Source organism: Bosea sp. 29B (genome assembly GCF_902506165.1).
In the GTDB taxonomy this organism is placed as follows: domain Bacteria; phylum Pseudomonadota; class Alphaproteobacteria; order Rhizobiales; family Beijerinckiaceae; genus Allobosea.
In genome coordinates this window covers 3,316,774-3,340,334 of record NZ_LR733817.1, presented here as the reverse complement: position 1 = coordinate 3,340,334, position 23,561 = coordinate 3,316,774, and the positions used below count along the sequence as shown (strand labels likewise).

Sequence of the window (23,561 nt, the reverse complement as noted above, 5' to 3'; positions counted from 1 at the left end):
TTCATATGCGCGCCCTCGCAACCACCGCCGTCCTCGCGCTCGGCCTGGCCCTGCCGGCGATCGACACCGCCGGCGCGGTCGAAGGCAAGCTCGTGCTCTATACCAGCCAGCCCAACACCGACGCCCAGCAGACGGTCGACGCTTTCAAGGCCAAGTACCCAAAGGTCGAGGTCAGCTTCGTCCGCGACGGCACGCCGCGCGTGATGGCCAAGCTCCGGGCCGAGATCGAAGCCGGCGCGCCGCAGGCCGACGTGCTGCTGATCGCCGATGCCGTGACCATGGAAGGCCTGAAGAAGGAAGGCCGCCTGCTCGCCCATGACAAGGCCGACGTCTCGGCCTTTCCCGCCGGCGTGCACGACCCCGCGAAGATGTGGTTCGCGACCAAGCTGATCACCACCGGCATCGTCTACAACACCAAGGCGGCGCTGAAGCCGGAGAGCTGGCTCGACCTTGCCAAGCCGGAGGCCAAGAACCAGCTCGCCATGCCGAGCCCGCTGAATTCGGGCGCCGCGATGATCCACACGATCACACTGACCGGCAACCTGCCCGGCGGCTGGAGCTTCTACGAGAAGCTCAAGGAGAACGGCACGCTCGCCGCCGGCGCCAATGGCGACATCCTGCGCCAGGTCGCCACCGGCGAGAAGCTCTACGGCATGATCGTCGACTTCATGCCGATCCGCGAGAAGGCCAAGGGCGCGCCGGTCGAATTCGTCTTCCCGAAGGAAGGCGTCTCGGCGGTGAGCGAGCCGGTCGCGATCCTGAAGAGCAGCAAGAATCCCGAAGCCGCCAAGGCCCTGGTCGATTTCCTGATCTCCAAGGACGGCCAGGAGCTGGCGCTGAAGCAGGGCTATGTCTCGGCCCATCCGGATGTCGCCCTGCCGGCCGGCTATCCGGCCCGCGGCGCGATCAAGCTGATGCCGTTCGACGCTGCCAAGGCGCTGGCCGACGAGCCGGCCGCGCGCAAGCGCTTCAGCGCGATCTTCGAAGGCTGAGCCCGGACGAAAATCCAGCCCCAGGCGCCGACACGATGACGCTCGCAGCCCCCGCTGAGCTCAGGCAGACCGGCATCCGCCCGGTCCTGCCCGGCTTGACCTTGCCGGCCGGCCTTGGCCTGCCGGCGCTGGTGCTGCTCTGCGCGATCCTGTTCGGTGCCCTGCCCTTCCTGCGGCTGCTCGTCGCCGCCTTCGCGCCGGGCTGGCAGTTCGCACCTGAGGGCGCGCTGGCCGAGATCACCAGCCGCGCCGCGGTCAACGCGACCCTGCATACCTTCGAGACGGCCGGGCTTTCAGCGCTTGGCGCGCTGCTGATCGGCGGCGCGGCGGCGATCTTGCTCGCCGTCACCGATGTCCGCGGCAAGCGCCCGCTCGCCTTCGCGCTGGTCTTCTCGATGATGGTCGCGCCGCAGGTGGCGGCGCTGGCTTTCCTCAGCCTGTTCGCGCCGAACTCGGCTCTCCTCGGCATGCTCGGGCTGGCGCCGGCGCCCGGCACGCCCAATCCGCTGCTCGGACGCGGCGGCATCATCCTGGTGATGGCCCTGCATCATGCGCCGCTGGTCGCGATCACGCTCTGGACCGGCCTGCGCAGCGTGCCGCATACGCTGGTCGAGGCCGCGCAGATGGAGGGGGCGGCGCCCGCCACCATCGTCGGGCGCATCCTCTTGCCGGTTCTGCGGCCGCAGATCATAGCCGCGGCCCTGCTCGCCTTCGTCGCCGGCATCGGCAATTTCGGCATCCCGGCTTTGCTCGGCCTGCCGGTGAACTACCTCACCCTGCCGACACTGATCTATCGTCGGCTGTCGAGCTTCGGTCCGGCCGGGCTGCCGGACGCAGCCGCGCTCTCGCTGCTGGTCGTGCTCGTCGCCGGCCTCGGCATCGCCGCCGGCCTGCTCGCAACCCGGCGCGGCGGCGGCAAGGTCGAGATCGAACGGCCGCTGCAGCCCTTCTGGCAGCTGGGCGCCGCGCGCCCCTTCGTCGCCGCCGGCCTCTGGCTGCTGATCGCGCTCAAGCTCGGCCTGCCGCTGCTGGCGCTGCTCGGCGAGGCGCTGACGCCGGCGCTCGGCGTCGCACTCACCTGGCAGAACCTCACCTTCGACAAGTTCGCCGAAGTGCTGCTGCGCCAGGACGTGACGGTGCGCGCCTTCCGCAACTCCTTCCTCTTCGCCGGCTCGGCCGCGGTGCTGCTGGCCTTCCTCTCGATCGCCTTCGCCTATGGGTTGGAGCGGCGCATGGGCAAGCTCCGGCGCGTGGTCGAGGTGGTGATCGAGCTGCCCTATGCCCTGCCCGGCGTCGTGCTGGCCATCGCTTGCATCCTGATGTTCCTGAAACCGCTGCCGCTGATCGGCGTCAGCATCTACGCCACGCCTTTCATCATCCTGTTCGCCTATGTCGCGCGCTTCCTGCCGCTGGCGCTGAAGGCGCCGGTCGCCGCGATGGCGCAGATCGAGGCGCATCACGAGGAAGCGGCCAAGCTCGACGGCGTCACGCTCTGGCAGATGCTGCGCTTCATCGTCGCCCCGATCCTGGCGCCGGCAGCCGCCGTCAGCGGGCTGATGGTCTTCCTCGTCGCCTTCAACGAGCTCACCGTCTCGGCCCTGCTCTGGTCCTCCGGCACCGAGACGCTCGGCGTCGTGCTGTTCAGCCTGAAGGAAGCCGGGCTCGCCGGCGAGGCAGCGGCGGTGGCGATCAGCGCCTGCGCGGTGATCCTCGCGGTTATGCTCGGGCTCGACGCGCTCGGCCGCAAGCTGCCGGCCAACATCCTGCCCTGGCGGATCTGAGCAGCAGCGCTCCCGCAACACGGATAAGCGCCCCCTATCACCCTCCGGACGACAGGGGGCTGGTTAAACCCAAATTAACGTTGCGGCAGGATGGTCTGCCGCATGGAGTTCGCCTTTTCATCGCAAAGCAGAGCTCAAAACCTGCCGCAAACCCTGCCGGCACCCACCAGGGACTCGTGAGCTCAATGGCCTATCGCGCAACCGGACGCCGTGAGAGCGAACCCATCGCCGAAGAGCTCAAGGTCCTTCTCGTCGAGGATTCACGGACCTATGCGTTGGCGCTCTCGCGCCGCCTCGAAGCCGACCTTCAGCTCCCCATCGTCGTTTGCCAGTCACTCAACGAATTGCACGAGGTCGTCACCGAGGATCGCGCCGCCTTCACCCTGGCCGTGGTCGACCTCAACCTGCCCGACGCGCCACGCGGTGAGGCGATCGACTTCACCGTCCAGCGCCGCATTCCGACCATCGTCCATACCGGCAGCTTCGATCTCGAGACGCGCAACCGGATCATGGAGCGCGACGTCATAGACTATGTCCCCAAGGACAGTGCCTTCACGCTCGAAACGGTGGTCGCCACCGCCAAACGCGCTCTCGCCAACCGGGAGACCCGGATCCTCGTCGTCGACGACACCGCCGCGACGCGCAAGCTGCTCGCCCATATGCTGAAGGTCCAGCAATACGAGGTGATCGAGGTCGCCTCCGGGGACGAGGCGCTGGCCCTTCTCAAGGACAATCCCGACATAAAGCTGGTCGTCAGCGACTATTACATGCCTGACATGGATGGTTACGAGCTGACGCGGCGCATCCGCCGCGAATTCGCCTCCGACCGGCTGCGCCTGATCGGCGTCTCCTCGTCGAGCGACCGCATGGTCTCGGTCGGCTTCCTCAAGGCCGGCGCCAACGACTTCATCTCGATGCCCTTCATCCCGGAAGAGCTGCAATGCCGGATCGCGAGCAATGTCGAGACGCTCGAACAGCTCGAGCAGCTCCATAGCCTCGCCTCGCGCGATGCGTTGACCGGCCTGTTCAATCGCCGCCATTTCTTCGCCAATGCCGGCAGGCTGATCGAGGAGGCGCAGGCCAAGAAGCGCAAGAGCACTGTCGCCATCCTCGACATCGACGACTTCAAGCAGCTGAACGACAACCACGGTCATGATTTCGGCGACCAGGCGCTCGCCAGCGTGGCGCGCTGCCTCGCCCAGTCCGTGGAAGGCAGCGGCCATCTGCTCGCCCGCATCGGCGGCGAGGAATTCGCCATCCTGTTTCCTGGTATCGACGCCAAGGCGGCGATGCGGCTCAGCGATCACATCCGGCTCGACGTCTCGCACGAGACCCTGACCGTGGGCGGTCAGCAGGTCACGCTGACGGCTTCGATCGGCGTCGCCGAGATCGATGGTGCCGGCAATTTCGACCAACAGCTGATTGCCGCAGACCGGGCGCTCTATGCGGCCAAGCGCGAGGGACGCAACTGCGTGCGCCTCGCGGGGTAGTTCAGCCTGCCGCGGCCAGGCGCGCGCCGCCGGCTGCCGCCAGCTCGCCCATCAACAATGCGCGGCTGGCCTTCGACTCCCGCACGATGAAGTCGACGACCGCCCGCACCCGGGCCACGTCCTTGAGATCGGCATGGACGAGCAGCCAGAAGGAGCGCGTGATCGAGACGCTCTCGGGCAGCACCGGCACCAGCCTGGGCTCGTCGACCGCCATGAAATGATGGATCACGCCGATGCCGGCACCGGCCGCCACGGCATTCATTTGCGCCAGCACGCTGGAGCTCTGGATATGGGCGCGCAAGCCCTTGGCGACCTCGTCGAGATAGTCGAGCTCAGGCGTGAAGATGAGATCGTCGATATAGCCGACGATGCGATGGCCGAAGAGATCCTCGGCCGCCGTGATCGGAGGCATGGTGTCGAGATAGTCCTGCGAGGCGTATAGGCCGAGCCTGTAGTCGCAGAGCTTGCGGGCGACGACCTTGCCTTCCTTGGGCGGAGCCAGCGTGATCGCAACATCGGCCTCGCGCTTCGACAATGAGAGCAGGCGCGGCATCGCGATGAGCTGCAGCTCCAGCCCGGGATAGGACCTGGCGAGACCGGCGAAACGGGAGGCGAGGAAAGTCGAGCCGAAACCATCGGGCGCGCCGATCCGGACCGTGCCGGAGAGCGCCATGTCGGCGCCGCCGATCTCGCTCTGGATCGCCAGCGCCTCGGTTTCCATGCTCTCGGCCTTGGCCAGCAACTGCTCGCCATGGCCGGTCAGCGCGTAGCCCTGCGGTCGCCGCTCGAACAGCTTGGCCTTGAGCGATTCCTCCAGCGAGGTGATGCGGCGCGAGACGGTGGCATGGTCGGCACCAAGGCGCCGCGCCGCCGCAGTCAGCCGCCCTGAGCGGGCGACGGCAAGGAAGAAACGCAGGTCGTCCCAGTCGAACCGTTCCATGGCGCTCCTCCCGTATCTGTGTTTTTGCACGACGCCGGCTGATATCCGCCTATAGCCGTGCGCAAACGATAATGATAGGGGTAGCTCAAATCAGCGTCACACGACTTTAGGGGAGGATGCCATGCGTCAGATCGGTCACTTCATCGGCGGCAAGCACGTCGCTGGCACCTCAGGCCGCACGGCCGACGTCTACCAGCCGATGGACGGCTCGGTGATCGGCAAGGTCGCGCTCGCCTCCGCCGCCGAGATGCGCGCCGCGGTCGAGAACGCCGCCGAAGCCCAGCCTAAATGGGCAGCGGTCAATCCGCAGCGCCGCGCCCGCGTGCTGATGAAGTTCCTCGACCTGATCGCGCAGAACAATGACGAGCTCGCCGAACTGCTCGCCCGCGAGCACGGCAAGACCATCCCCGACGCCAAAGGCGACATCCAGCGCGGCGTCGAAGTCGTCGAGTTCTCGCTCGGCGTGCCCAACCTGATGAAGGGCGAGTTCACCGACGGCGCCGGCCCGGGCATCGACATCTATTCGCTGCGCCAGCCGCTCGGCGTCGTCGCCGGCATCACCCCGTTCAACTTCCCGGCGATGATCCCGCTCTGGAAGCTCGGCCCCGCCATCGCCTGCGGCAACGCCTTCATCCTGAAGCCGTCCGAGCGCGATCCCGGCGTGCCGATGCGTCTCGCCGAGCTCTTCATTGAAGCGGGCGGGCCTCCCGGCATCCTCAACGTCGTCAATGGCGACAAGGAGGCGGTCGACGCCATCCTCGACGATCACGACATCAAGGCCGTCGGCTTCGTCGGCTCCACGCCGATCGCCGAGTACATCTACGCTCGCGGCTGCGCCAATGGTAAGCGCGTGCAGTGCTTCGGTGGCGCCAAGAATCACATGATCATCATGCCGGACGCCGACATGGATCAGGCGGTCGACGCGCTGATCGGCGCCGGCTACGGCTCGGCCGGCGAGCGCTGCATGGCGATCTCGGTCGCCGTCCCCGTGGGCAAGGCCACTGCGGACGAGTTGGTGAAGCGGCTGATCCCGCGTGTCGAGAGCCTGAAGATCGGCCCCTCGACCGACACCTCGGCCGATTACGGCCCGGTCGTCACCAAGGCGGCGATGGAGAAGATCAAGTCCTATGTCGACATCGGCATCGGCGAGGGCGCCAAGCTCCTCGTCGACGGCCGCGACTTCAAGATGCAGGGCTATGAGAACGGCTTCTATGTCGGCGGCTGCCTGTTCGACAACGTCACCAAGGACATGCGCATCTACAAGGAGGAGATCTTCGGACCGGTCCTCTCCGTGCTGCGCGCCGACAGCTATGACGAGGCGCTGAAGCTGACCAACGACCACGAATACGGCAACGGCACCGCGATCTACACCCGCGACGGCGACGCTGCCCGCGACTTCGCCTCGAAGGTCCAGGTCGGCATGGTCGGCATCAACGTGCCGATCCCGGTGCCGCTTGCCTACTACACCTTCGGCGGCTGGAAGCGCTCGGTCTTCGGCGATCTCAACCAGCACGGCCCGGACTCGATCCGCTTCTACACCAAGACCAAGACCGTGACGGCGCGCTGGCCGTCTGGCATCAAGGACGGCGCCAGCTTCGTCATCCCGACGATGGGCTGAGGCCGACGGCGAAGGAGACCAGGGCATGTTCTCCCTCACCGAAGACCAGATCGCGATCCGCGACATGGCCCAGGGTTTCGCTGCCGAAACCCTGGCGCCTCATGCCGTGCGGTGGGACGAGGAGAAGCACTTCCCGGTCGATGAGATGCGCCAGGCGGCGGCGCTTGGCATGGGCGGCATCTATATCCGCGACGATGTCGGCGGCTCCGGCCTGTCGCGTCTCGACGCTGCGGTGATTTTCGAGGCGCTTTCGACAGGCTGCCCGACGGTCGCGGCGTATATCTCGATCCACAACATGTGCGCCTGGATGATCGACCGCTACGGGTCGGACGAGCAGCGGCAAAAGTACCTGCCGAAGCTCTGCAGCATGGAGCATCTGGCGAGCTACTGCCTGACCGAGCCCGGCGCCGGCTCGGACGCCGCGGCCTTGAAGACCAAGGCGGTGCTCGACGGCGGCCATTACGTCCTCGACGGCCAGAAGCAGTTCATCTCCGGCGCCGGCGTCTCCGACGTCTATGTCGTGATGGTCCGCACCGGCGAGGCCGGCCCGTCCGGCATCTCGACCATCGTCGTCGAGAAGGGCACGCCCGGCCTCTCCTTCGGCGCCAACGAAAAGAAGATGGGCTGGAACGCCCAACCGACACGCGCCGTGATCTTCGAGAATTGCCGCGTGCCGGTGGCGAACCGGATCGGGCCGGAAGGCATCGGCTTCAAGATCGCCATGGCCGGGCTCGACGGCGGGCGGCTCAATATCGGCGCCTGCTCCATCGGCGGCGCGCAGGGCGCGCTCGACAAGGCGCTGTCCTATGCACAGGAACGCAAGGCCTTCGGCTCACGCATCGCCGATTTCCAGGCGCTGCAGTTCAAGCTCGCCGACATGGCGACCGAGCTGGAGGCGGCCCGCACCTTCCTCTGGCGCGCAGCAGCGGCGCTCGACGAGAAGACGCCGGATGCGAGCAAGCTCTGCGCCATGGCCAAGCGGGTCGCGACCGATACCGGTTTCGAGGTCGCCAACCAGGCCCTGCAGATCCATGGCGGCTACGGCTATCTCGCCGATTACGGCATCGAGAAGATCGTCCGAGACCTCAGGGTCCACCAGATCCTGGAGGGGACCAACGAGGTGATGCGGATGATCGTGGCGCGTTCGCTGGTCGGGCGCGCGAAGGGGAATTGAGGCTAAGACGTCATTCTCGGGCGAAGCGAAGCGCAGACCCGAGAATCTCCTGAGAGAGATGCTCGGGTCAGGCCCGAGCATGACGCCAATGACAGCGGGAAGGACACGACCATGAGCACCATCGCCTTCATCGGGCTCGGCAATATGGGCGGGCCGATGGCCGGCAACCTGGTCAAGGCCGGGCACAAGGTCTCCGCCTTCGACCTGTCGCAGCCTTCCAAGGATGCGGCCGCGGCACTCGGCGTCGGCATCGCCGCCTCGGCCAAGGAAGCGGTCGCAGAGGCCGAGATCGTCGTCACCATGCTGCCGGCCGGCAAGCATGTGCTGAGCGTCTGGGCCGACATCCTCCCTGTGGTGAAACCGGGCACACTGCTGATCGATTCCTCGACCATCGACGTTGAGAGCGCCCGCAAGGCGCATGCGCTCGCCACCGAGCGCGGCTGCCTCTCGCTCGATGCGCCAGTCTCCGGCGGCGTCGGCGGCGCCCAGGGCGCGACCCTGACCTTCATGGTCGGCGGCAGTGCCGATGCTTTCAACCGCGGCGAGCCGATCCTCTCCGCCATGGGCAAGAAGGTCGTGCATTGCGGCGACGCCGGCAACGGCCAGGCGGCGAAGATCTGCAACAACATGATCCTCGGCATTTCGATGATCGGCGTCTCGGAAGCCTTCGTGCTGGCCGAGAAACTCGGCCTGTCGCATCAGGCGCTGTTTGACGTCGCCTCGACCTCCTCCGGCCAGTGCTGGTCGTTGACGACCTATTGCCCGGTGCCGGGGCCGGTACCGACCTCGCCGGCCAACAACGACTACAAGCCCGGCTTCGCCTCGGCACTGATGCTGAAGGACCTGAAGCTGGCGCAGGAGGCGGCGCAGGCCGCCGGCGCCTCGACGCCGCTCGGCTCGGCGGCGGCGCAGGTCTACGGTCTGCACAATGCCTGGGGCGAAGGTGGCACCGACTTCTCCGGCATCATCCATCTGCTGCGCGGGCGCGGAAACACCTGAGCCAGCATCCCGCCGCCGGCGAACGTTCGCATACGTATAATTCTGCTTTCGACCCGGTTCCGATCGGAACGAAAGCGGAGTAGGACGGGAGGCATGAACGACGCCTCCCGCCGCACCGAACGCTCAGCCCAGACCGGCTTCGCCACCAGCTCGCTCGACCGACGCGCCGATCTGCGCGACAAGCCGGACGAGGTCGCCGCCTTGCGAGCGCGCAGCGACACGCGCTTCACCGTCGTCGCCGGCGAGACGCCGATCCTGCTGCGGACCGGCGCAGAAACCCAGACGGTCTGGTTCGACGAGAGTGGCGCCGATGGCTTGGGTTCGGCGCAAGAAGAGGTCTTCCTCGGGCTCGCTCCGGATGGCGCACCGCGCTTCGGCCGGCTGATCGACCGCGATCTGCTCGACGGCCTGCGGGAGCAGGCCGTGCTCGTTGTCACCGACCTGCGCAGCGTCGCGCTGAAGCGTCTGGTGCCGAAGGAGGAGGTCGGCCCGCTCGGCGAGGCCAAGGCCCTGCTCGACTGGCATGCGCGCCATCGCTGCTGCGCCCAATGCGGCGCGCCGACCAAGCTCGGCTCGGCCGGCTGGAAGCGGCAATGCGAGGCCTGCGGCGCGCAGCATTTTCCGCGCACCGACCCGGTCGTGATCATGCTGGCGGTGCGCGGCGACAACTGCCTGCTGGCGCGCCAGTCTCGTTTCGCGCCCGGCATGTATTCCTGCATCGCCGGCTTCGTCGAGCCGGGCGAAACCTTCGAGGACGCGGTCAGGCGCGAGACCTGGGAGGAAGCGGGCCTGCGCACCGGCACGGTGCGCTACATCGCCTCGCAGCCCTGGCCTTTCCCCGGCTCATTGATGATCGGCTGCATCGCCGAGGCGCTGAACGACGACATCGTGCTGGATGGCACCGAGCTGGAAGCTGGCCGCTGGTTCAGCCGGGCGGAGGCACTGCAGATGCTGGAGGGCAAGCACCCCGACAACCTGTTTTGCCCGCCGCACATGGCGATCGCCAACACGATCCTGAAGGCGTGGGCGGTGGACGGCGAGGAGCCCTGACCCGTCGCGCGCCTCCCCGACGATGACATCTTTGCGGAGCCCTGGATGACGGACCCGGTCAACGCCTTCGTCCCCGGGCCACGCGCCCAGATCGCCGGCACTCCGGGCGGGCCACTCTCGGGGCTGACCTTCGCCGTCAAGGACCTGTTCGATGTCGCCGGCCTGCCGACCGGTGGCGGCAACCATGACTGGGCCAAGGCGAACCCCATCCCAACCCGCCATGCCTGGGCAGTGCAGACCTTGCTGGATGCCGGCGCGGAATTCGTCGGCAAGACCATCACCGACGAGGTCTCGCTCGGCATTCTCGGCGAGAACGCCTTCGACGGCACTCCGCTCAACAGCGCCGCGCCCGAGCGCGTGCCCGGCGGCTCGTCCTCCGGCTCGGCGGCAGCCGTCGCCGCCGGGCTCTGCGATATCGCGCTAGGCACCGATACCGGCGGCTCCATGCGGGTCCCGTCGAGCTTCTGCGGGATCTACGGCATCCGGCCGACGCATGGCCGGCTCGACGTCACCGGGCTGATGCCGCAGGCGCCGAGCTCGGACACCGCCGGCTGGTTCGCGCGCGATGCCGGGACCTTCGCGAAGGTCGGCACGGTACTGCTCGGTGAAGCGCCCGGTCCGCTGCCGACAAGGCTGCTGATCGCGGTCGACGCCTTCGGCTTCGCCGATCCCGAGGTCGCCGCGGCCCTGCAGCCGATGGTGCGGAAGCTGGAGCGGATCGTCGGCCCGGCACGCGAGGAGATCATGGCGCCGCAAGGACTTTCGGTCTGGGCGCGGGCGCAGCGCAGTCTGCAGCCGGTCGAAGCCTGGCAAACCTTCAGGCCCTGGATCGAGCGACATAATCCGCGCATGGCCTTCAGCGTCGCCGCCGGGCTGATCGCCGGCTCGCAGGTTCCCGCGAGCGAGCGCAACTGGGCCGCGCTGATGCGCGAGGAAGCACGGGCGCGGCTGCGCCATCTCCTGCCGGCGGGCACGATCCTCTGCCTGCCGACGACGCCCTTCCCGGCGCCGCTGCGCGGCCTGCCGACACCGGAGCAGCAGCCGCTGCGCGATCGCATCACTTGTCTCTGCGCCCAGGGCGGCCTCACCGGCTCGCCCCAGCTCAACCTGCCCGGTGCCACGGTGGACGGCGCGCCGGTCGGCCTGTCGATCATCGGCGGACGCGGCACCGACGCCAGCCTGATTGCCGTCGCCCAAGCCATGGAGGCCCTTTCGTGAGCGACCTGACCCCGAACCTGCCCGATGTCGTCGCCGAGATCAGCGCGCTGTTCGAGCGCTACGAGCAGGCGCTGATCGACAAAGATGTCGATGTGCTCGACGCCTCCTTCTGGGCCAGCCCCTTCACGATCCGCTACGCGCTAGGCGAGAACGGCTACGGCTTCGACGAGATTCACGCCCACCGCATCGCCCGTCCGCCAGGGCCTGGCATCAAGGAGAAGCGGATACGCCTGGAGATCCTGACGCTCGGCCGCGATCTCGCCACGGTGAACCTCGAATTCAAGGTGCGCGGGCGCGAGATCGTCGGCCGCCAGAGCCAGATCTGGGTGCGCTTCCCCGATCTCGGCTGGAAGGTGGTCTCAGCCCATGTCTCGACGATGGAAGGGCCGCGTCCCTGGTGAGGGCGTGGGACTGCCTTCTCCCCTCGGGGAGAAGGAAGCAGCTTACTCCCCCGGCTCCGGGAAGCTGTCACGGAACTCGTGCGCGGGATAGACGCCGAGGATCTTCATCTCCTTGGAGAAGAAGGCGAGTTCGTCGAGCGCGCGACGCAGCGCCGCATCGTCGGGATGGCCCTCGACGTCGCTGTAGAACATCGTCGCCGAGAAATGGCCATCGACCATGTAGCTTTCGAGCTTGGTCATGTTGACGCCGTTGGTGGCGAAGCCGCCGAGCGCCTTGTAGAGCGCCGCCGGCAGGTTGCGGACCTGGAAGATCAGCGTCGTCACCGTCTTGCCGGCCCCCTGACGGGCGAATTCCGGATATTTCGAGAGCACGACGAAGCGCGTGGTGTTGTGCTTCTCGTCCTCGATGTCTTCCATCAGGATGTTGAGGCCGTAGACCTCGGCGGCGATGTGCGGCGCGATCGCGGCACGCGTCGGATCGCCGGCCTCGGCGACCTGGCGGGCGGAGCCGGCCGTGTCGGCCGCGACCTCGGCCTTGAGGCCGAGTTTGCGGATGATCTTGCGGCACTGGCCGAGCGCATGGATGTGGCTCTGCACCGTCTTCAGCGTCGCCAGCGTCGCGCCCTCGACCGCCATCAGATGGAAGCGGATCGGCAGGAAATGCTCGCCGATGATGTGAAGCCCGGAGCGCGGCAGCAGATGATGGATGTCGGCGACGCGGCCCGCGATCGAATTGTCGATCGGAATCATGCCGTAGCGGGCAGCGCCGTCCGAGACCGCGGCGAGCGCGTCCTCGAACGTCCGGCAAGGCAGCAGCTCGCAATCCGGGAAGACCTGGAGGGCGGCCTGCGAGGAGAAGGCTCCGGGCTCACCCTGATAGGAAACGACGACTGACATTTTAGGTCTTCAGGCTCCGGCACTGGATGTCAGGAACGCGCGGGCGCGGTCCAGATCGGGGGGCGTATCGACGCCGCGCGGGACGTGATCGATGATCATCGCGTCGATGCGCATGCCGTCCTCGAGCGCCCGCAGCTGCTCGAGCTTCTCGCGCAGTTCGAGCGGCGATTGCGGCAGCGAGACGAAACGGTCGAGCGCACGGCGGCGGTAAGCGTAAAGGCCGACATGGTGATAGAGCGGGCCGTCGCCATAAGGCGCGGTTGCGCGGGTGAAATACAGCGCGCGCATCCGGCCGGGCGAAATCTCGCTGCCGATCAGCTTGACCACGCTCGGCGCGGTCTTCTCCTCGTCTTCGGTAATCTCGCCGGCAAGTGTCGCGATGTCGACGGCCGGATCGGCCAGCGGCTCGACCGCAGCCGCGATCGCAGCCGGCGCCAAGGTGGGGAAGTCGCCCTGGACGTTGACGATGATGTCGTGCTCGCCCTTCGGATCGACGATGTCGGCGGCTTCCTTGATCCGGTCGGAGCCGGTCTGGTGCGCGGGGCTGGTCATCACCGCACGGCCACCAGCCTGCTCGATCGCCGCGAGGATGCGCTCGTCATCGGTCGCGACCACGACATCGCCGACGCGCGCCTCGATCGCACGGCGCCAGACGCGGACGATCATCGGCTCGCCCAGAATGTCGGCAAGCGGCTTGCCCGGCAGGCGCGTCGCCTGCATGCGGGCCGGGATCAGGATCAGCGGATTGGGCATTGGCTGGGGAAAGCTCGCAGGGCGGCAAAAGGTCTCAAAGCGGTGCGTGCTTATACGAGTTGCAATGCAGCGCGCAAAGCGGTTAAGCAGCGCAGACGTGCCGGCTCCCGCAAGGGTCCGGCCGCAGCGCTGTCTTGCTTCGCCGACGGGCGGGCCGGGGGTTGTGAGAGACGATGAATATCGAACTGAACAAGATCGCTGGCGCGGGTCTGTCGACCCTGCTCGTCGTGATGGCCCTGAACATGGGCGCCGGCATCGTCTTCGCCCCGAAGAAGCCGGCTGTCCCGGGCTATGACCTGCCGAGCCTCGAGCCGGCGGCTGCGGGTGGCGCGGGCGCCCCGGCGGCTGCGGTCGAGGAGCCGATCGCGGTGCGCCTCGCCAAGGCCGACGTTGCCAAGGGTGAGAAGGCCGTCGGTGCCTGCAAGGCCTGCCACACCTTCGAGAAGGGCGGCGCCAACAAGGTCGGCCCGCATCTCTATGACGTCTACGGTCGCAGCGAGGGCTCGGTCGCCGGCTTCGGCTATTCGGCCGCCATGAAAGGCCGCAACGACAAGAGCTGGGACGCCGACGCGCTCGACCACTTCCTGAAGAACCCGAAGGCCTACGTCCCCGGCACTGCCATGGCCTTCGCCGGCATCGCCCGGCCCGAGGCCCGCGCCGATGTGGTCGCCTATCTCAACAGCCTCGCCGATTCGCCGAAGCCGCTGCCGAAGCCCTGATTTGGCAGCGCGTCTCGCGCCGATGTGACGTCATGAGCCGGGCCGAAAGCCCGGCTTTTGCTTGTCGGCGCCATGCAATTGCCGTCACCATCGCTGTGAATGCCGGTTGCTCTGGCTTTAGCGAGAGCCGGATGCTTTCATACGAAATCGCCGGGCGATTGCGTATGAAAGCTGAATCCGTCTCTCATCTAGGAGTTAGAGCAGGATCAATGCGAAAAACCGGTTCCCACTTTTTCGCATCCTGCTCTGGCGCAACGACATAATCGGACGACGAATCGCAAGGGGTATCGCATGGCGATCCGGATCACTCGCCGCAGGCTGCTCGAAGCCGGCGGCGCGCTCGCAGGCGCGGCCGCACTGCCGGCCTCGCTCACGACGGTGCTGGCGCAGGAGAACGAGGCCCATGGCCTCTCGACCTTCGGCGAGCTGGCACTGCCGCCGGACTTCCCGCATTTCACCTATGTGAACCCGAAGGCGCCGAAAGGCGGTTCGATCACCATCCAGATCAAGCGTGCCGGCGGCAATCAGAGCTTCGACACCTTCAACACGCTGAACACCTATGTGCTGCAGGGCGACGGCGCGGCCGGTATGGATGCCTGCTTCGACAGCCTGATGGCCGGCTCTGGCGACGAACCCGGCGCGCTCTACGGACTGATCGCCAGGAGCGTCGTGGTCTCCCAGGACAAGTTGACCTATCGCTTCCGCCTGCGGCCGGAGGCGAAGTTCCATGACGGCTCACGGGTCACCGCCGGCGACGCCGCCTTCTCGTTCAACCTGCTGAAGAGCAAGGGTCACCCGACCTACCGGCTGATCCTTGGCGAAATGGAATCGGCAGTCGCCGAAAGCGACGACATCCTCGTGGTCAAGCTCACGCCGAAGCGCAGCCGCGACCTGCATCTCGTCGTCGCCGGCCTGCCGGTGTTCTCGGAGAAATACTGGTCGACCCGCAATTTCGAGGCCTCGACACTGGAGCCGCCGCTCGGCTCGGGCGCCTACAAGGTCGGCAAGTTCGAACAGGGCCGCTTCATCGAGTTCGACCGGGTGCCGGACTACTGGGCGAAAGACCTGCCGGTGACTATCGGCCAGAACAATTTCGACCGCGTCCGCTGGGAGTATTTCCGCGATCGCCAGGTCGCGTTCGAAGCCTTCAAGAGTGGCGTCATCACCTTCCAGGAGGAATTCACCTCGCGGATCTGGGCGACGGGCTACGACTTCCCGGCCATCCACGAAGGCAAGGTCAAGAAGGAAGCCCTGCCGAAGACCGAGCCGATCGGCAGCCAGGGCTGGATCTACAATCTACGCCGCGAGAAATTCGCCGACCCGCGCATCCGCGAGGCGCTCGGCCTCGCCTTCGACTTCGAGTGGACCAACAAGAACATCATGTTCTCGTCCTTCTCGCGGGCGACCTCCTATTTCGAGAACTCGGATTCGAAGGCGGTCGGAAAACCCTCTCCGGAAGAGCTGAAGCTGCTGGAGCCGTTCCGCGGAAAGGTACCCGACGAGGTCTTCGGCGAGCCTTTCCTGCCGCCGGTCTCGGACGGTTCGGGCAGCGATCGTGCCCTGCTGCGCCGCGCCGACGAGATGTTGCGCGCCGCCGGCTGCAAGCGCGACGGCAATGTGCTGAAGCTGCCGAACGGCCAGCCCTTTGAGATCGAGTTCCTCGACTCGACCCCCGCCCTGCAGCCGCATACCCAGCCCTTCCAGGCCAATCTCAAGCGGCTCGGCATCAACGCGACCTCGCGCATCGTCGACGGCGCCCAGTACCAGCGCCGGCTCGACGAGTTCGACTTCGACGTGATCAGCCGGGCGATGACCGGCAGCTCGATCCCGAGCGACACGATGCGCGTGATCTACGGCTCGGAAGCGGCCAAGACGCGCGGCTCGCGCAATGTCGGCGGCATCGCTGATCCGGCGATCGACGCGATGATCGAGGCAATCGGCCAAGCCAAGAGCTATGCCGACGTGGTCGTCGCCGCCAAATGTCTCGACCGGCTGCTGCGGGCCGGGCGCTACTGGATCCCGATGTGGTGGAACGCCAGCGAGTGGCTGGCCTATTGGGACATGTACGAGCGCCCGCAGACCAAGCCGAAATTCAGCTCCGGCGCGCCAGGGACATGGTGGTACGATCCCGAAAAGGCCAAGCGGATCGGGAAGGCATAAGCGATTGCGGAGCGTTACGCGTAGACATCGAAGCGAGTAGAAGCCGTCATGAAGCCATCGACAGCCCTTGCTCTGAACCGCGACGCGGTGCGCGAAGCGATGGGCCGTTTCCGGGCCAGCAATCCTCGCGTCTTCGGTTCCGTCCTGCACGGCACGGATCGACAGGGCAGCGATCTGGACATACTGATCGACCCTCTGCCAGGGGCCACCCTGTTCGACATCGGCGGTCTGCAGGTTGCACTGGAGGAATTGCTCGGCGTCAACGTGGATGTCCTGACCGCCGAAGATCTGCCGCCCAGCTTCCGCAATCACGTGCTGGCCGAGGCGCGGCCGGTATGAATCGCCATCAGAGGCTGGCTGACTATTTGCGACATATGTTCGATGCAGCGCGGAAGTCGGGCGTTTATATCGACGGCATGGAGAAAGCCGACTTCATGGCCGATCGTCGCGCGCTTGCCGGAGGTCATTGCCGCCGCCGAGGAGAAGCCATGATCATCATCACGCGGCAACCAGATTCGCCCCTTTCCACGTTGCAATTTCCCACCCTTGTCTCCAGCATCTGCCGCTCATGCTGAACTACATCGCCCGGCGTCTGGCGCTGATGGTGCCGACCCTGTTCGGCATCCTGCTGATCTCCTTCGTCATCGTGCAGTTCGCCCCGGGCGGGCCGGTCGAGCGGATCATCTCACAGCTCAACAATCCCAACAGCGGCGCGGCCGAACGCGTCGGCGGCGGCTCCGGCGGCGATGCCGGCGCACAGGCGATGGATTCAGGCTCGGCCTATCGCGGCGCGCAGGGGCTCGACCCCGCCTTCATCAAGGAGCTGGAGAAGCAGTTCGGCTTCGACAAACCGGCGCATGAGCGCTTCCTGAAGATGCTGAAGGATTATGCCACCTTCGATTTCGGCCGCAGCTATTTTCGCGACGCCCCGGTGCTGCAGCTGATCAAGGAGAAGCTGCCGGTCTCGATCACGCTCGGCCTGTGGATGACCCTGCTCTCCTATGCGATCTCGATCCCGCTCGGCATCCGCAAGGCGGTCAAGGACGGCTCGCGCTTCGACACCTGGACCAGCGCGGTCGTGATCGTCGGCTATGCGATCCCGAGCTTCCTGTTCGCGATCCTCCTGATTGTGCTCTTCGCCGGCGGCTCGTTCTGGCAGATCTTCCCCTTGCGCGGCCTGACCTCGGAGAACTGGGCGCAGCTCAGCCTGATAGGGAAGATCGGCGACTATTTCTGGCACATCGCCCTGCCGGTGCTGGCGATGGCGCTTGGCGCCTTCGCGACCTCGACGCTGCTGACCAAGAACTCCTTCCTCGACGAGATCCGGAAGCAATACGTGCTGACGGCGCGGATGAAGGGGTTGTCCGAGCGCGGCGTGCTCTATGGCCATGTCTTCCGCAACGCCATGCTGATCGTAATCGCCGGCTTTCCCGGCGCCTTCGTGCATGCGCTGTTCGCCGGCTCGCTCTTGATCGAGACGATCTTCTCGCTCGACGGGCTCGGCCTCCTGTCCTTCGAGGCGATCGTCAACCGCGACTATCCCGTCGTCTTCGCCAATCTCTACATCTTCTCGCTGATCGGCCTCCTCGTGCACCTGATCACCGACCTGACCTATGCCTGGGTCGATCCGCGCATCGACTTCGAATCGCGGGAGGCCTGAGGTGAGCGACACGCTTCTCGCCCCTCCGCCGGCCTTGCGCTCCGCCGAGCCCGTCGCCGCGCCCCCGCAGATGAAGCAGGGCTGGCTCAAGCTCTCGCCGATCAACCGGCGCCGGCTCGACAGCTTCAAGGCCAACAAGCGCGGCTGGTGGTCGTTCTGGATCTTCCTGACGCTGTTCGTCCTCTCGCTCTTCGCCGAGTTCATCGCCAACGACCGGCCACTGATCGTCCGCTACAAGGGCGAGACTCTGTTCCCGGTCGCGGTGAACTATCCCGAGGAGAAGTTCGGCGGCTTCCTCGCCACCACCGATTACCGCGACCCGACCATTGCCCGGGAGATCGCCGCGAATGGCTGGGCCTTGTGGCCGCTGATCCGCTACTCCTACCGCACCCATAATCTCGACCTGCCGGTGCCGGCCCCTGCCCCGCCGACCTGGATGCTCAAGGACGAGCAGTGCCGGCCGATCGCCGAGCGCACCGGCGGCATGACCTGCCGCGAGCTCGAATGGAACTGGCTCGGCACCGACGACCAGGGCCGCGACGTGGTCGCGCGCCTGATCTACGGTTTCCGGATATCGATTCTGTTCGGTTTGATCCTGGCCTCGATCTCCTCGGTGATCGGAATCGCCGCCGGGGCGATCCAGGGCTATTTCGGCGGCTGGACCGACCTGATCTTCCAACGCGTCATCGAGATCTGGACTTCGATTCCCGCGCTTTATCTGCTGATCATCGTCGCCGCGATCATCACGCCCAGCTTCTTCGTGCTGCTCGGCATCCTCCTCTTGTTCTCCTGGGTGGCGCTGGTCGGCGTGGTCCGCGCCGAGTTCCTGCGGGCGCGCAACTTCGAATATGTCCGCGCCGCCCGTGCGCTCGGCCTTTCCAACCGGGCGATCATGGTCAAGCACCTGCTCCCCAACGCCATGGTGGCGACGCTGACCTTCCTGCCCTTCATCCTCAACGGCTCGATCACCACCCTGACCTCGCTCGACTTCCTCGGCTTCGGCCTGCCGCCCGGCTCGCCCTCGCTCGGAGAACTGCTGGCGCAGGGCAAGGCGAACCTGCAGGCGCCCTGGCTCGGCCTCTCCGGCTTCTTCGTGATCGCGCTGATGCTCTCGCTGCTGATCTTCATCGGCGAAGCCGTCCGCGACGCCTTCGACCCGAGGAAGACCTTCGCGTGACCGCTCCCCTCCTCTCCGTCCAGGACCTCTCCGTCGCCTTCCGCCAGGGCGGGCAGGAGACGCTCGCGGTCGACAAGGTCTCGTTCGAGATCGCCAAGGGCGAGACGCTGGCGCTGGTCGGCGAATCCGGCTCGGGCAAGTCGGTCTCGGCGCTGTCGATCCTGAAGCTCCTGAACTATCCGGCAGCTCATCATCCGACGGGCAAGGTGCTGTTCAATGGCCAGGACCTGATCGCGGCCGACGAAGACGCCATGCGCAAGGTCCGCGGCAACGACATCACCATGGTGTTCCAGGAGCCGATGACCTCGCTCAACCCGCTGCAAACCATCGCGCGGCAGATCGGCGAAATCCTCGAACTGCACAAGGGCCTGCGCGGCGAGAAGGCGCGCGCCCGCACGCTCGAACTGCTCAACCTTGTCGGCATCCGCGATGCGGCGAGTCGGCTCGACGCCTATCCGCACCAGCTCTCCGGCGGCCAGCGCCAGCGCGTGATGATCGCGATGGCGCTCGCCAACGAGCCCGACCTTCTGATCGCCGACGAGCCGACAACGGCGCTCGACGTCACCGTGCAGGCGCAGATCCTGACGCTGCTGAAGGAGCTGCAAGCGCGGCTCGGCATGGCGATCCTGTTCATCACCCACGATCTCGGCATCGTCCGGCGCATTGCCGACCGGGTCTGTGTCATGCTGAAAGGCAAGATCGTCGAGCACGGGCCGGTCGCCGAGATCTTCGGCAATCCCCAGCACGCCTATACGCAGCGCCTGCTCGCTGCCGAGCCGAAGGGCCGGCCGGAGCCGGTGCCGGAGGGCGCGCCGATCCTGCTGGAGGCGGGGCCGGTCAAGGTCTGGTTCCCGATCAAGACCGGGCTGCTGCGCCGCACGACCAGTCATGTGAAGGCGGTCGACGGCATTTCGGTCAAGGTGCGCGAGGGCGAGACGCTCGGCATCGTCGGCGAATCCGGCTCGGGGAAAACCACGCTCGGCCTCGCCATCCTCAGGCTGATCTCCTCGGAAGGGCCGATCGTCTTCCTCGGCGACCGCATCGACGGGCTGAAGAGCAAGGCAATCCGGCCGAAGCGCCGGAATCTCCAGGTCGTCTTCCAGGACCCTTACGGCTCGCTCTCGCCGCGCATGTCGGTTGCCGACATCGTCGCCGAAGGTCTGACAGTCCAGCAGAAGGGCCTGAGCTATCTGCGCCTGCGCGAGATTGTGGCACAGGCGCTCGCCGATGTCGGGCTGGATCCTGCGACCATGGACCGCTATCCGCACGAATTCTCCGGCGGCCAGCGCCAGCGCATCGCCATCGCACGCGCCATGGCGCTCGACCCGAAATTCGTCGTGCTCGACGAGCCGACCTCGGCGCTCGACATGTCCGTGCAGGCACAGATCGTCGACCTGCTGCGCGGGCTGCAGACCCGGCGCAAGCTCGGCTATCTGTTCATCAGCCACGACCTCAAGGTGGTCAGGGCGCTGTCGCACCGGGTGGTGGTGATGCAGAACGGCAAGGTGGTCGAGGAAGGGCCGGCGGAGGAGATCTTCCAGCGTCCGCGCGAGGCCTATACGCAGGCGCTGCTCGCGGCCGCCCTCAACCTCGAGCCGGCGAACAGCGCCGCGGTGCGCGACTGATGGCGCGCGCCATCCTGATCGTGCTCGATTCCGTCGGCTGCGGCGGCGCCGAGGATGCGGTCGCCTATGGCGACGAAGGTTCCGATACGCTCGGCCATATCGCTGAAGCCTGCGCGGAGGGGCGCGGCGACCGCGACGGCCTGCGCAGCGGACCGCTCCACATCCCCAATCTCGCGCGGCTCGGCCTCAGCCATGCCTGCGAGGCCTCGACCGGCAAGCCGCTCGCCGGCGTGGCGCGGCCAGAGGCACCGCAGGGGCGATACGGCTATGGCGTCGAGATCAGCCAGGGCAAGGACACGCCATCGGGCCATTGGGAGATCGCCGGCTGTCCGGTGCCGTTCAAATGGGGCTATTTCACCGCGCTGGAGAACACCTTCCCGCCCAATCTCATTGCGGCGATCATCCGCGAGGGCGCCCTGCCCGGCATCCTTGGCAACAAGCATGCCTCGGGCACGGCAGTGATCGACGAACTGGCCGAGGAGCATATCAGGACCGGCAAGCCGATCTGCTACACCTCGGTCGACTCGGTACTGCAGATCGCGGCGCATGAGGAGCATTTCGGCCTGGAACGGCTCTATGCGCTCTGCAAGAAGGTCCGGGTGCTGGTCGACCCGCTGCGGATCGGCCGCGTCATCGCCCGGCCTTTCGTCGGCACGACCGAGACTGGCTTCACCCGGACCGGCAACCGCAAGGACTTCGCGATCCCGCCGCCGGACGAGACCATCCTCGACCGGATGGCGGCCAAGGGCCGGCCGATCGTCACCGTCGGCAAGATCGGCGACATCTTCGCCCATCGCAACACCGGCGAGGAGATCAAGCCCTTCGGTAACGCCGCCATGTTCGCGGCGGCGCTGGAAGCGTTCGAGCGCCTGCCCGATGGCGGCTTCTGCTTCGTCAACCTCGTCGATTTCGACACCGAATATGGCCATCGCCGCGACATACCCGGCTATGCGGCGGCGCTCGAAGCCTTCGATCGCGAACTGCCCAGGCTGGAGGCCCTGCTGCTGCCGGGCGACCTTGCCGTCATCACCGCCGACCATGGCAACGATCCGAGCTGGCCCGGCTCCGACCATACGCGCGAGCATGTGCCGATCCTGGCCTTCGGGCCGGATGTGTCGGCCGGTTTGCTTGGCCGCCGCGAGAGCTTCGCCGACATCGCGGCGACGCTCGGAGATTGGCTGAAGCTTGGTGCGACCGGCCCCGGCCGCGCCTGGTAGTCAGGCTGCCGCGACGCGCTCGCAGAACTCGGCGACTTCGCGGCGGATGCGCTGGGCCTGCGTCGCCAGATCGCTGGAAGAGCTCTGCAGGCTGTCGGCAGCGGCATAGGTGCGCTCCGTCACCGTCTCGAAGCTCTGCAGGCTCTGGGCACTGCGACTGACGCCGTCGGAGGAAATCTGGACCTCCTTGGCGATCTCTGCCGTGGCGCGATCCTGCTCGCCGACCGCATAGGCGATCGCGACCGAGACCGTCTCGACCTCGCCGATCGCCGCGACGATCTCGCGGATCGACTTGAGCGAGCGTTGCGAGGCGGTCTGGATCGCCTCGATCGAGCGCGCGACCTCGTCGGTTGCGCTCGCGGTCTGGGCCGAGAGCGTCTTCACCTCGCTGGCGACGACGGCAAAGCCCTTGCCCATGGCGCCGGCGCGGGCCGCCTCGATCGTCGCGTTCAAAGCCAGCATGCTGGTCTGCGCTGCGATGCCGCGAATGATCTCGACGACCGCACCGACGCTTTCGCCGGTGCGCGCCAGCGCCTCGATCTCGGTGCTGGCAGCACGCGCCAACCTTGCCGCCGACTGCGAGCTGTCGGCGGTCTGCGAGACGTTGCGGCCGATCTCAGCGATCGAAGAGGCGAGTTCCTGGCTGGCTGCCGCCGTCTGTTCGATACTGGTCGTCATCTCGTTCGAATTGCGCGAAACGGACGCGATCTGCTGCCGCGCCCGTTCGGACGCGCCAGTGAGACCGCGGGCATCGACCTGCATCGCCTCCGACGCGTTGTCGAGAATGGCCATGGCGCCATCCATCTCGTCGCGGAAGTTCTCCACCATGGCGCGCAGGCGCCGGGCCCGGGCCTCCGCATCATCGGCGAGCGCCCGTTCGCGTTCACCCGCCAGACGCTCGCGCTCGGCAACCTCCTCGGCGCGGTGCAGGTTGGCCTCGGTCTGCGCGAAGATGCGCGCGGTCATCAACGCGATCACCGCGAGGAAGGCGGTCTCGACCACCACGATCACCGCGTGCAGCAGCACCCGCAGCAGGTTGCCGCCCTGGTAGAAGACGGCAGCAGGCAGGACGAATTGCAGGACCAGGTGATGCGCCGCCGTGAGCGCAGCGCCGAGGATGATCGGCCGCCAATCGCAGAAGCCGGCGAGCAGCGCCAGCACAGCGAAGTAATACATATGCATGTCGGGCTGCCAGGGATGCCCGGAGAAGACCGCGACCAGGATCGAGACCTGGCCGATCAGGGCAATCGCGATGGCGAATTGCGCGATCAGCGTGGCCCCGGCACTGCGATAGGCGATCAGTGCCGCGAGCGCGAGCATCAGCGCGCTGAGCCCGGGTATCAGGCCGTCGCCGGCCTGGGCCAGAGACGCCAGTGCGAGCAGCGGGGCATGGAGGAAGGCAAGGCCGAGGAGGCAGCGCGCAACCAGGTCCCGCAAGCCGGGCAAAGTCAATGTCATGAGCGGCTCGCTTCGGCCTCGGGTGAGATGATGCAGCCGGCAAGGCCGTCGAGGCGCAGCATCAGCAGGGCTCCGACGGGTCTTGCTGTCGTCTCCGGCGCGAGAACGACGACGAAGGGGACGCTCCCCTGCCGCAGGATCCTGGCGCCGGTCGCCAGGCTGCGCGCCACGGCCTCTTCGCCCCCGACCCAAGGCGGAAAGATAGCAGCCAGCGGAGCGGGCGGCCCCGCGA

At 66.8% G+C, this 23,561-nt stretch carries 22 protein-coding genes; 17 read left to right on the top strand and 5 right to left on the bottom strand.

Annotated features, from left to right (window positions below; genetic code table 11):
• Positions 1 to 5: 5 nt before the first annotated feature.
• The 3 genes from GV161_RS16205 to GV161_RS16195 all read left to right on the top strand — a co-directional run bounded on the left by GV161_RS16205 (position 6) and on the right by GV161_RS16195 (position 4,263).
• Positions 6 to 992 (top strand): ABC transporter substrate-binding protein, encoded by a 987-nt coding sequence (locus GV161_RS16205; RefSeq protein ID WP_152016668.1) that lies wholly within the window; start codon positions 6 to 8, stop codon positions 990 to 992.
• A 35-nt stretch (positions 993 to 1,027) separates the two neighbouring features.
• Entirely contained in the window at positions 1,028 to 2,773 is a 1,746-nt protein-coding gene (locus GV161_RS16200) for an iron ABC transporter permease (protein WP_152016667.1), read from the top strand.
• Positions 2,774 to 2,958: 185 nt separating this feature from the next.
• Positions 2,959 to 4,263: a diguanylate cyclase gene (locus GV161_RS16195; RefSeq protein WP_152016666.1), complete on the top strand. Its 1,305-nt coding sequence runs from the start codon at positions 2,959 to 2,961 to the stop codon at positions 4,261 to 4,263.
• A 1-nt stretch (position 4,264) separates the two neighbouring features.
• Here GV161_RS16195 and GV161_RS16190 read toward each other — a convergent pair whose 3' ends face one another.
• Positions 4,265 to 5,203 (bottom strand): LysR family transcriptional regulator, encoded by a 939-nt coding sequence (locus GV161_RS16190; protein WP_152016665.1) that lies wholly within the window; start codon positions 5,201 to 5,203, stop codon positions 4,265 to 4,267.
• Between the two features lie 121 nt (positions 5,204 to 5,324).
• Between GV161_RS16190 and GV161_RS16185 the strand changes: the two genes are divergently transcribed.
• From GV161_RS16185 to hpxZ, 6 genes are all read left to right on the top strand, one after another.
• Positions 5,325 to 6,821 carry a CoA-acylating methylmalonate-semialdehyde dehydrogenase gene (locus GV161_RS16185; protein WP_152016664.1) on the top strand — a complete coding sequence of 499 codons (1,497 nt, stop codon included), beginning with the start codon at positions 5,325 to 5,327 and terminating at the stop codon, positions 6,819 to 6,821.
• 25 nt (positions 6,822 to 6,846) lie between these two features.
• The gene (locus GV161_RS16180; RefSeq protein ID WP_152016663.1) at positions 6,847 to 7,995 is read left to right on the top strand and encodes an isobutyryl-CoA dehydrogenase; all 1,149 of its coding nucleotides are present in this window, start codon (positions 6,847 to 6,849) and stop codon (positions 7,993 to 7,995) included.
• A 12-nt stretch (positions 7,996 to 8,007) separates the two neighbouring features.
• The gene (gene mmsB / locus GV161_RS16175; RefSeq protein ID WP_152016662.1) at positions 8,008 to 8,994 is read left to right on the top strand and encodes a 3-hydroxyisobutyrate dehydrogenase; all 987 of its coding nucleotides are present in this window, start codon (positions 8,008 to 8,010) and stop codon (positions 8,992 to 8,994) included.
• Between the two features lie 93 nt (positions 8,995 to 9,087).
• Entirely contained in the window at positions 9,088 to 10,044 is a 957-nt protein-coding gene (nudC, locus tag GV161_RS16170; RefSeq protein WP_152016661.1) for an NAD(+) diphosphatase, read from the top strand.
• Between the two features lie 45 nt (positions 10,045 to 10,089).
• Positions 10,090 to 11,262 carry an amidase gene (locus GV161_RS16165; protein WP_152016660.1) on the top strand — a complete coding sequence of 391 codons (1,173 nt, stop codon included), beginning with the start codon at positions 10,090 to 10,092 and terminating at the stop codon, positions 11,260 to 11,262.
• Entirely contained in the window at positions 11,259 to 11,663 is a 405-nt protein-coding gene (hpxZ, locus tag GV161_RS16160) for an oxalurate catabolism protein HpxZ (protein ID WP_244624233.1), read from the top strand. Before GV161_RS16165 ends, hpxZ begins: the two co-directional genes overlap by 4 nt.
• A gap of 42 nt (positions 11,664 to 11,705) precedes the next feature.
• Here the strand turns inward: hpxZ and GV161_RS16155 are convergent, their stop codons facing one another.
• Positions 11,706 to 12,560 carry a prephenate dehydratase gene (locus GV161_RS16155; RefSeq protein ID WP_152016659.1) on the bottom strand — a complete coding sequence of 285 codons (855 nt, stop codon included), beginning with the start codon at positions 12,558 to 12,560 and terminating at the stop codon, positions 11,706 to 11,708.
• Positions 12,561 to 12,569: 9 nt separating this feature from the next.
• Positions 12,570 to 13,313, bottom strand: coding sequence for a 3-deoxy-manno-octulosonate cytidylyltransferase (locus GV161_RS16150; protein ID WP_152016658.1), 744 nt, complete (start codon positions 13,311 to 13,313; stop codon positions 12,570 to 12,572).
• 173 nt (positions 13,314 to 13,486) lie between these two features.
• On the opposite strand from GV161_RS16150, the gene GV161_RS16145 reads away from it, so the two are divergent.
• The 8 genes from GV161_RS16145 (at position 13,487) to GV161_RS16110 (ending at position 21,871) form a co-directional block, all read left to right on the top strand.
• On the top strand, positions 13,487 to 14,032 hold the full coding sequence (locus GV161_RS16145; RefSeq protein WP_152016657.1) for a cytochrome c family protein: 546 nt from the start codon (positions 13,487 to 13,489) through the stop codon (positions 14,030 to 14,032).
• A 291-nt stretch (positions 14,033 to 14,323) separates the two neighbouring features.
• Positions 14,324 to 16,192: an extracellular solute-binding protein gene (locus GV161_RS16140; protein ID WP_152016656.1), complete on the top strand. Its 1,869-nt coding sequence runs from the start codon at positions 14,324 to 14,326 to the stop codon at positions 16,190 to 16,192.
• 48 nt (positions 16,193 to 16,240) lie between these two features.
• Positions 16,241 to 16,531, top strand: a complete 291-nt coding sequence (locus tag GV161_RS16135; protein ID WP_152016655.1) for a nucleotidyltransferase family protein — start codon at positions 16,241 to 16,243, stop codon at positions 16,529 to 16,531.
• Positions 16,528 to 16,767 (top strand): hypothetical protein, encoded by a 240-nt coding sequence (locus GV161_RS16130; RefSeq protein WP_152016654.1) that lies wholly within the window; start codon positions 16,528 to 16,530, stop codon positions 16,765 to 16,767. The genes GV161_RS16135 and GV161_RS16130 overlap by 4 nt, the downstream gene beginning before the upstream one ends.
• A complete protein-coding gene (locus GV161_RS16125) occupies positions 16,761 to 17,852 on the top strand; it encodes a microcin C ABC transporter permease YejB (RefSeq protein WP_152016653.1) in 1,092 nt (363 codons plus the stop codon). Before GV161_RS16130 ends, GV161_RS16125 begins: the two co-directional genes overlap by 7 nt.
• A gap of 70 nt (positions 17,853 to 17,922) precedes the next feature.
• Positions 17,923 to 19,029, top strand: coding sequence for an ABC transporter permease (locus GV161_RS16120; protein ID WP_152017485.1), 1,107 nt, complete (start codon positions 17,923 to 17,925; stop codon positions 19,027 to 19,029).
• Positions 19,026 to 20,654, top strand: coding sequence for an ABC transporter ATP-binding protein (locus tag GV161_RS16115; RefSeq protein WP_152016652.1), 1,629 nt, complete (start codon positions 19,026 to 19,028; stop codon positions 20,652 to 20,654). Before GV161_RS16120 ends, GV161_RS16115 begins: the two co-directional genes overlap by 4 nt.
• The gene (locus GV161_RS16110; RefSeq protein ID WP_152016651.1) at positions 20,654 to 21,871 is read left to right on the top strand and encodes a phosphopentomutase; all 1,218 of its coding nucleotides are present in this window, start codon (positions 20,654 to 20,656) and stop codon (positions 21,869 to 21,871) included. Before GV161_RS16115 ends, GV161_RS16110 begins: the two co-directional genes overlap by 1 nt.
• Here the strand turns inward: GV161_RS16110 and GV161_RS16105 are convergent, their stop codons facing one another.
• Together GV161_RS16105 and GV161_RS16100 are read right to left on the bottom strand one after the other, a co-directional pair.
• Positions 21,872 to 23,329, bottom strand: coding sequence for a methyl-accepting chemotaxis protein (locus GV161_RS16105; RefSeq protein ID WP_152016650.1), 1,458 nt, complete (start codon positions 23,327 to 23,329; stop codon positions 21,872 to 21,874).
• The gene (locus GV161_RS16100) at positions 23,326 to 23,499 is read right to left on the bottom strand and encodes a hypothetical protein (protein ID WP_159650273.1); all 174 of its coding nucleotides are present in this window, start codon (positions 23,497 to 23,499) and stop codon (positions 23,326 to 23,328) included. Before GV161_RS16100 ends, GV161_RS16105 begins: the two co-directional genes overlap by 4 nt.
• Between the last annotated feature and the right edge of the window lie 62 nt (positions 23,500 to 23,561).

What these genes read in the sequence shown, in the direction of transcription:
- GV161_RS16205 (WP_152016668.1), top strand. Translation starts at nt 6, where the DNA reads ATGCGCGCCCTCGCAACCACCGCCGTCCTCGCGCTCGGCCTGGCCCTG.
- GV161_RS16200 (WP_152016667.1), top strand. Translation starts at nt 1,028, where the DNA reads ATGACGCTCGCAGCCCCCGCTGAGCTCAGGCAGACCGGCATCCGCCCG.
- GV161_RS16195 (WP_152016666.1), top strand. Translation starts at nt 2,959, where the DNA reads ATGGCCTATCGCGCAACCGGACGCCGTGAGAGCGAACCCATCGCCGAA.
- GV161_RS16190 (WP_152016665.1), bottom strand. Translation starts at nt 5,203, where the DNA reads ATGGAACGGTTCGACTGGGACGACCTGCGTTTCTTCCTTGCCGTCGCC.
- GV161_RS16185 (WP_152016664.1), top strand. Translation starts at nt 5,325, where the DNA reads ATGCGTCAGATCGGTCACTTCATCGGCGGCAAGCACGTCGCTGGCACC.
- GV161_RS16180 (WP_152016663.1), top strand. Translation starts at nt 6,847, where the DNA reads ATGTTCTCCCTCACCGAAGACCAGATCGCGATCCGCGACATGGCCCAG.
- nudC (WP_152016661.1), top strand. Translation starts at nt 9,088, where the DNA reads ATGAACGACGCCTCCCGCCGCACCGAACGCTCAGCCCAGACCGGCTTC.
- GV161_RS16165 (WP_152016660.1), top strand. Translation starts at nt 10,090, where the DNA reads ATGACGGACCCGGTCAACGCCTTCGTCCCCGGGCCACGCGCCCAGATC.
- GV161_RS16155 (WP_152016659.1), bottom strand. Translation starts at nt 12,560, where the DNA reads ATGTCAGTCGTCGTTTCCTATCAGGGTGAGCCCGGAGCCTTCTCCTCG.
- GV161_RS16150 (WP_152016658.1), bottom strand. Translation starts at nt 13,313, where the DNA reads ATGCCCAATCCGCTGATCCTGATCCCGGCCCGCATGCAGGCGACGCGC.
- GV161_RS16145 (WP_152016657.1), top strand. Translation starts at nt 13,487, where the DNA reads ATGAATATCGAACTGAACAAGATCGCTGGCGCGGGTCTGTCGACCCTG.
- GV161_RS16140 (WP_152016656.1), top strand. Translation starts at nt 14,324, where the DNA reads ATGGCGATCCGGATCACTCGCCGCAGGCTGCTCGAAGCCGGCGGCGCG.
- GV161_RS16135 (WP_152016655.1), top strand. Translation starts at nt 16,241, where the DNA reads ATGAAGCCATCGACAGCCCTTGCTCTGAACCGCGACGCGGTGCGCGAA.
- GV161_RS16130 (WP_152016654.1), top strand. Translation starts at nt 16,528, where the DNA reads ATGAATCGCCATCAGAGGCTGGCTGACTATTTGCGACATATGTTCGAT.
- GV161_RS16125 (WP_152016653.1), top strand. Translation starts at nt 16,761, where the DNA reads ATGCTGAACTACATCGCCCGGCGTCTGGCGCTGATGGTGCCGACCCTG.
- GV161_RS16120 (WP_152017485.1), top strand. Translation starts at nt 17,923, where the DNA reads ATGAAGCAGGGCTGGCTCAAGCTCTCGCCGATCAACCGGCGCCGGCTC.
- GV161_RS16110 (WP_152016651.1), top strand. Translation starts at nt 20,654, where the DNA reads ATGGCGCGCGCCATCCTGATCGTGCTCGATTCCGTCGGCTGCGGCGGC.
- GV161_RS16105 (WP_152016650.1), bottom strand. Translation starts at nt 23,329, where the DNA reads ATGACATTGACTTTGCCCGGCTTGCGGGACCTGGTTGCGCGCTGCCTC.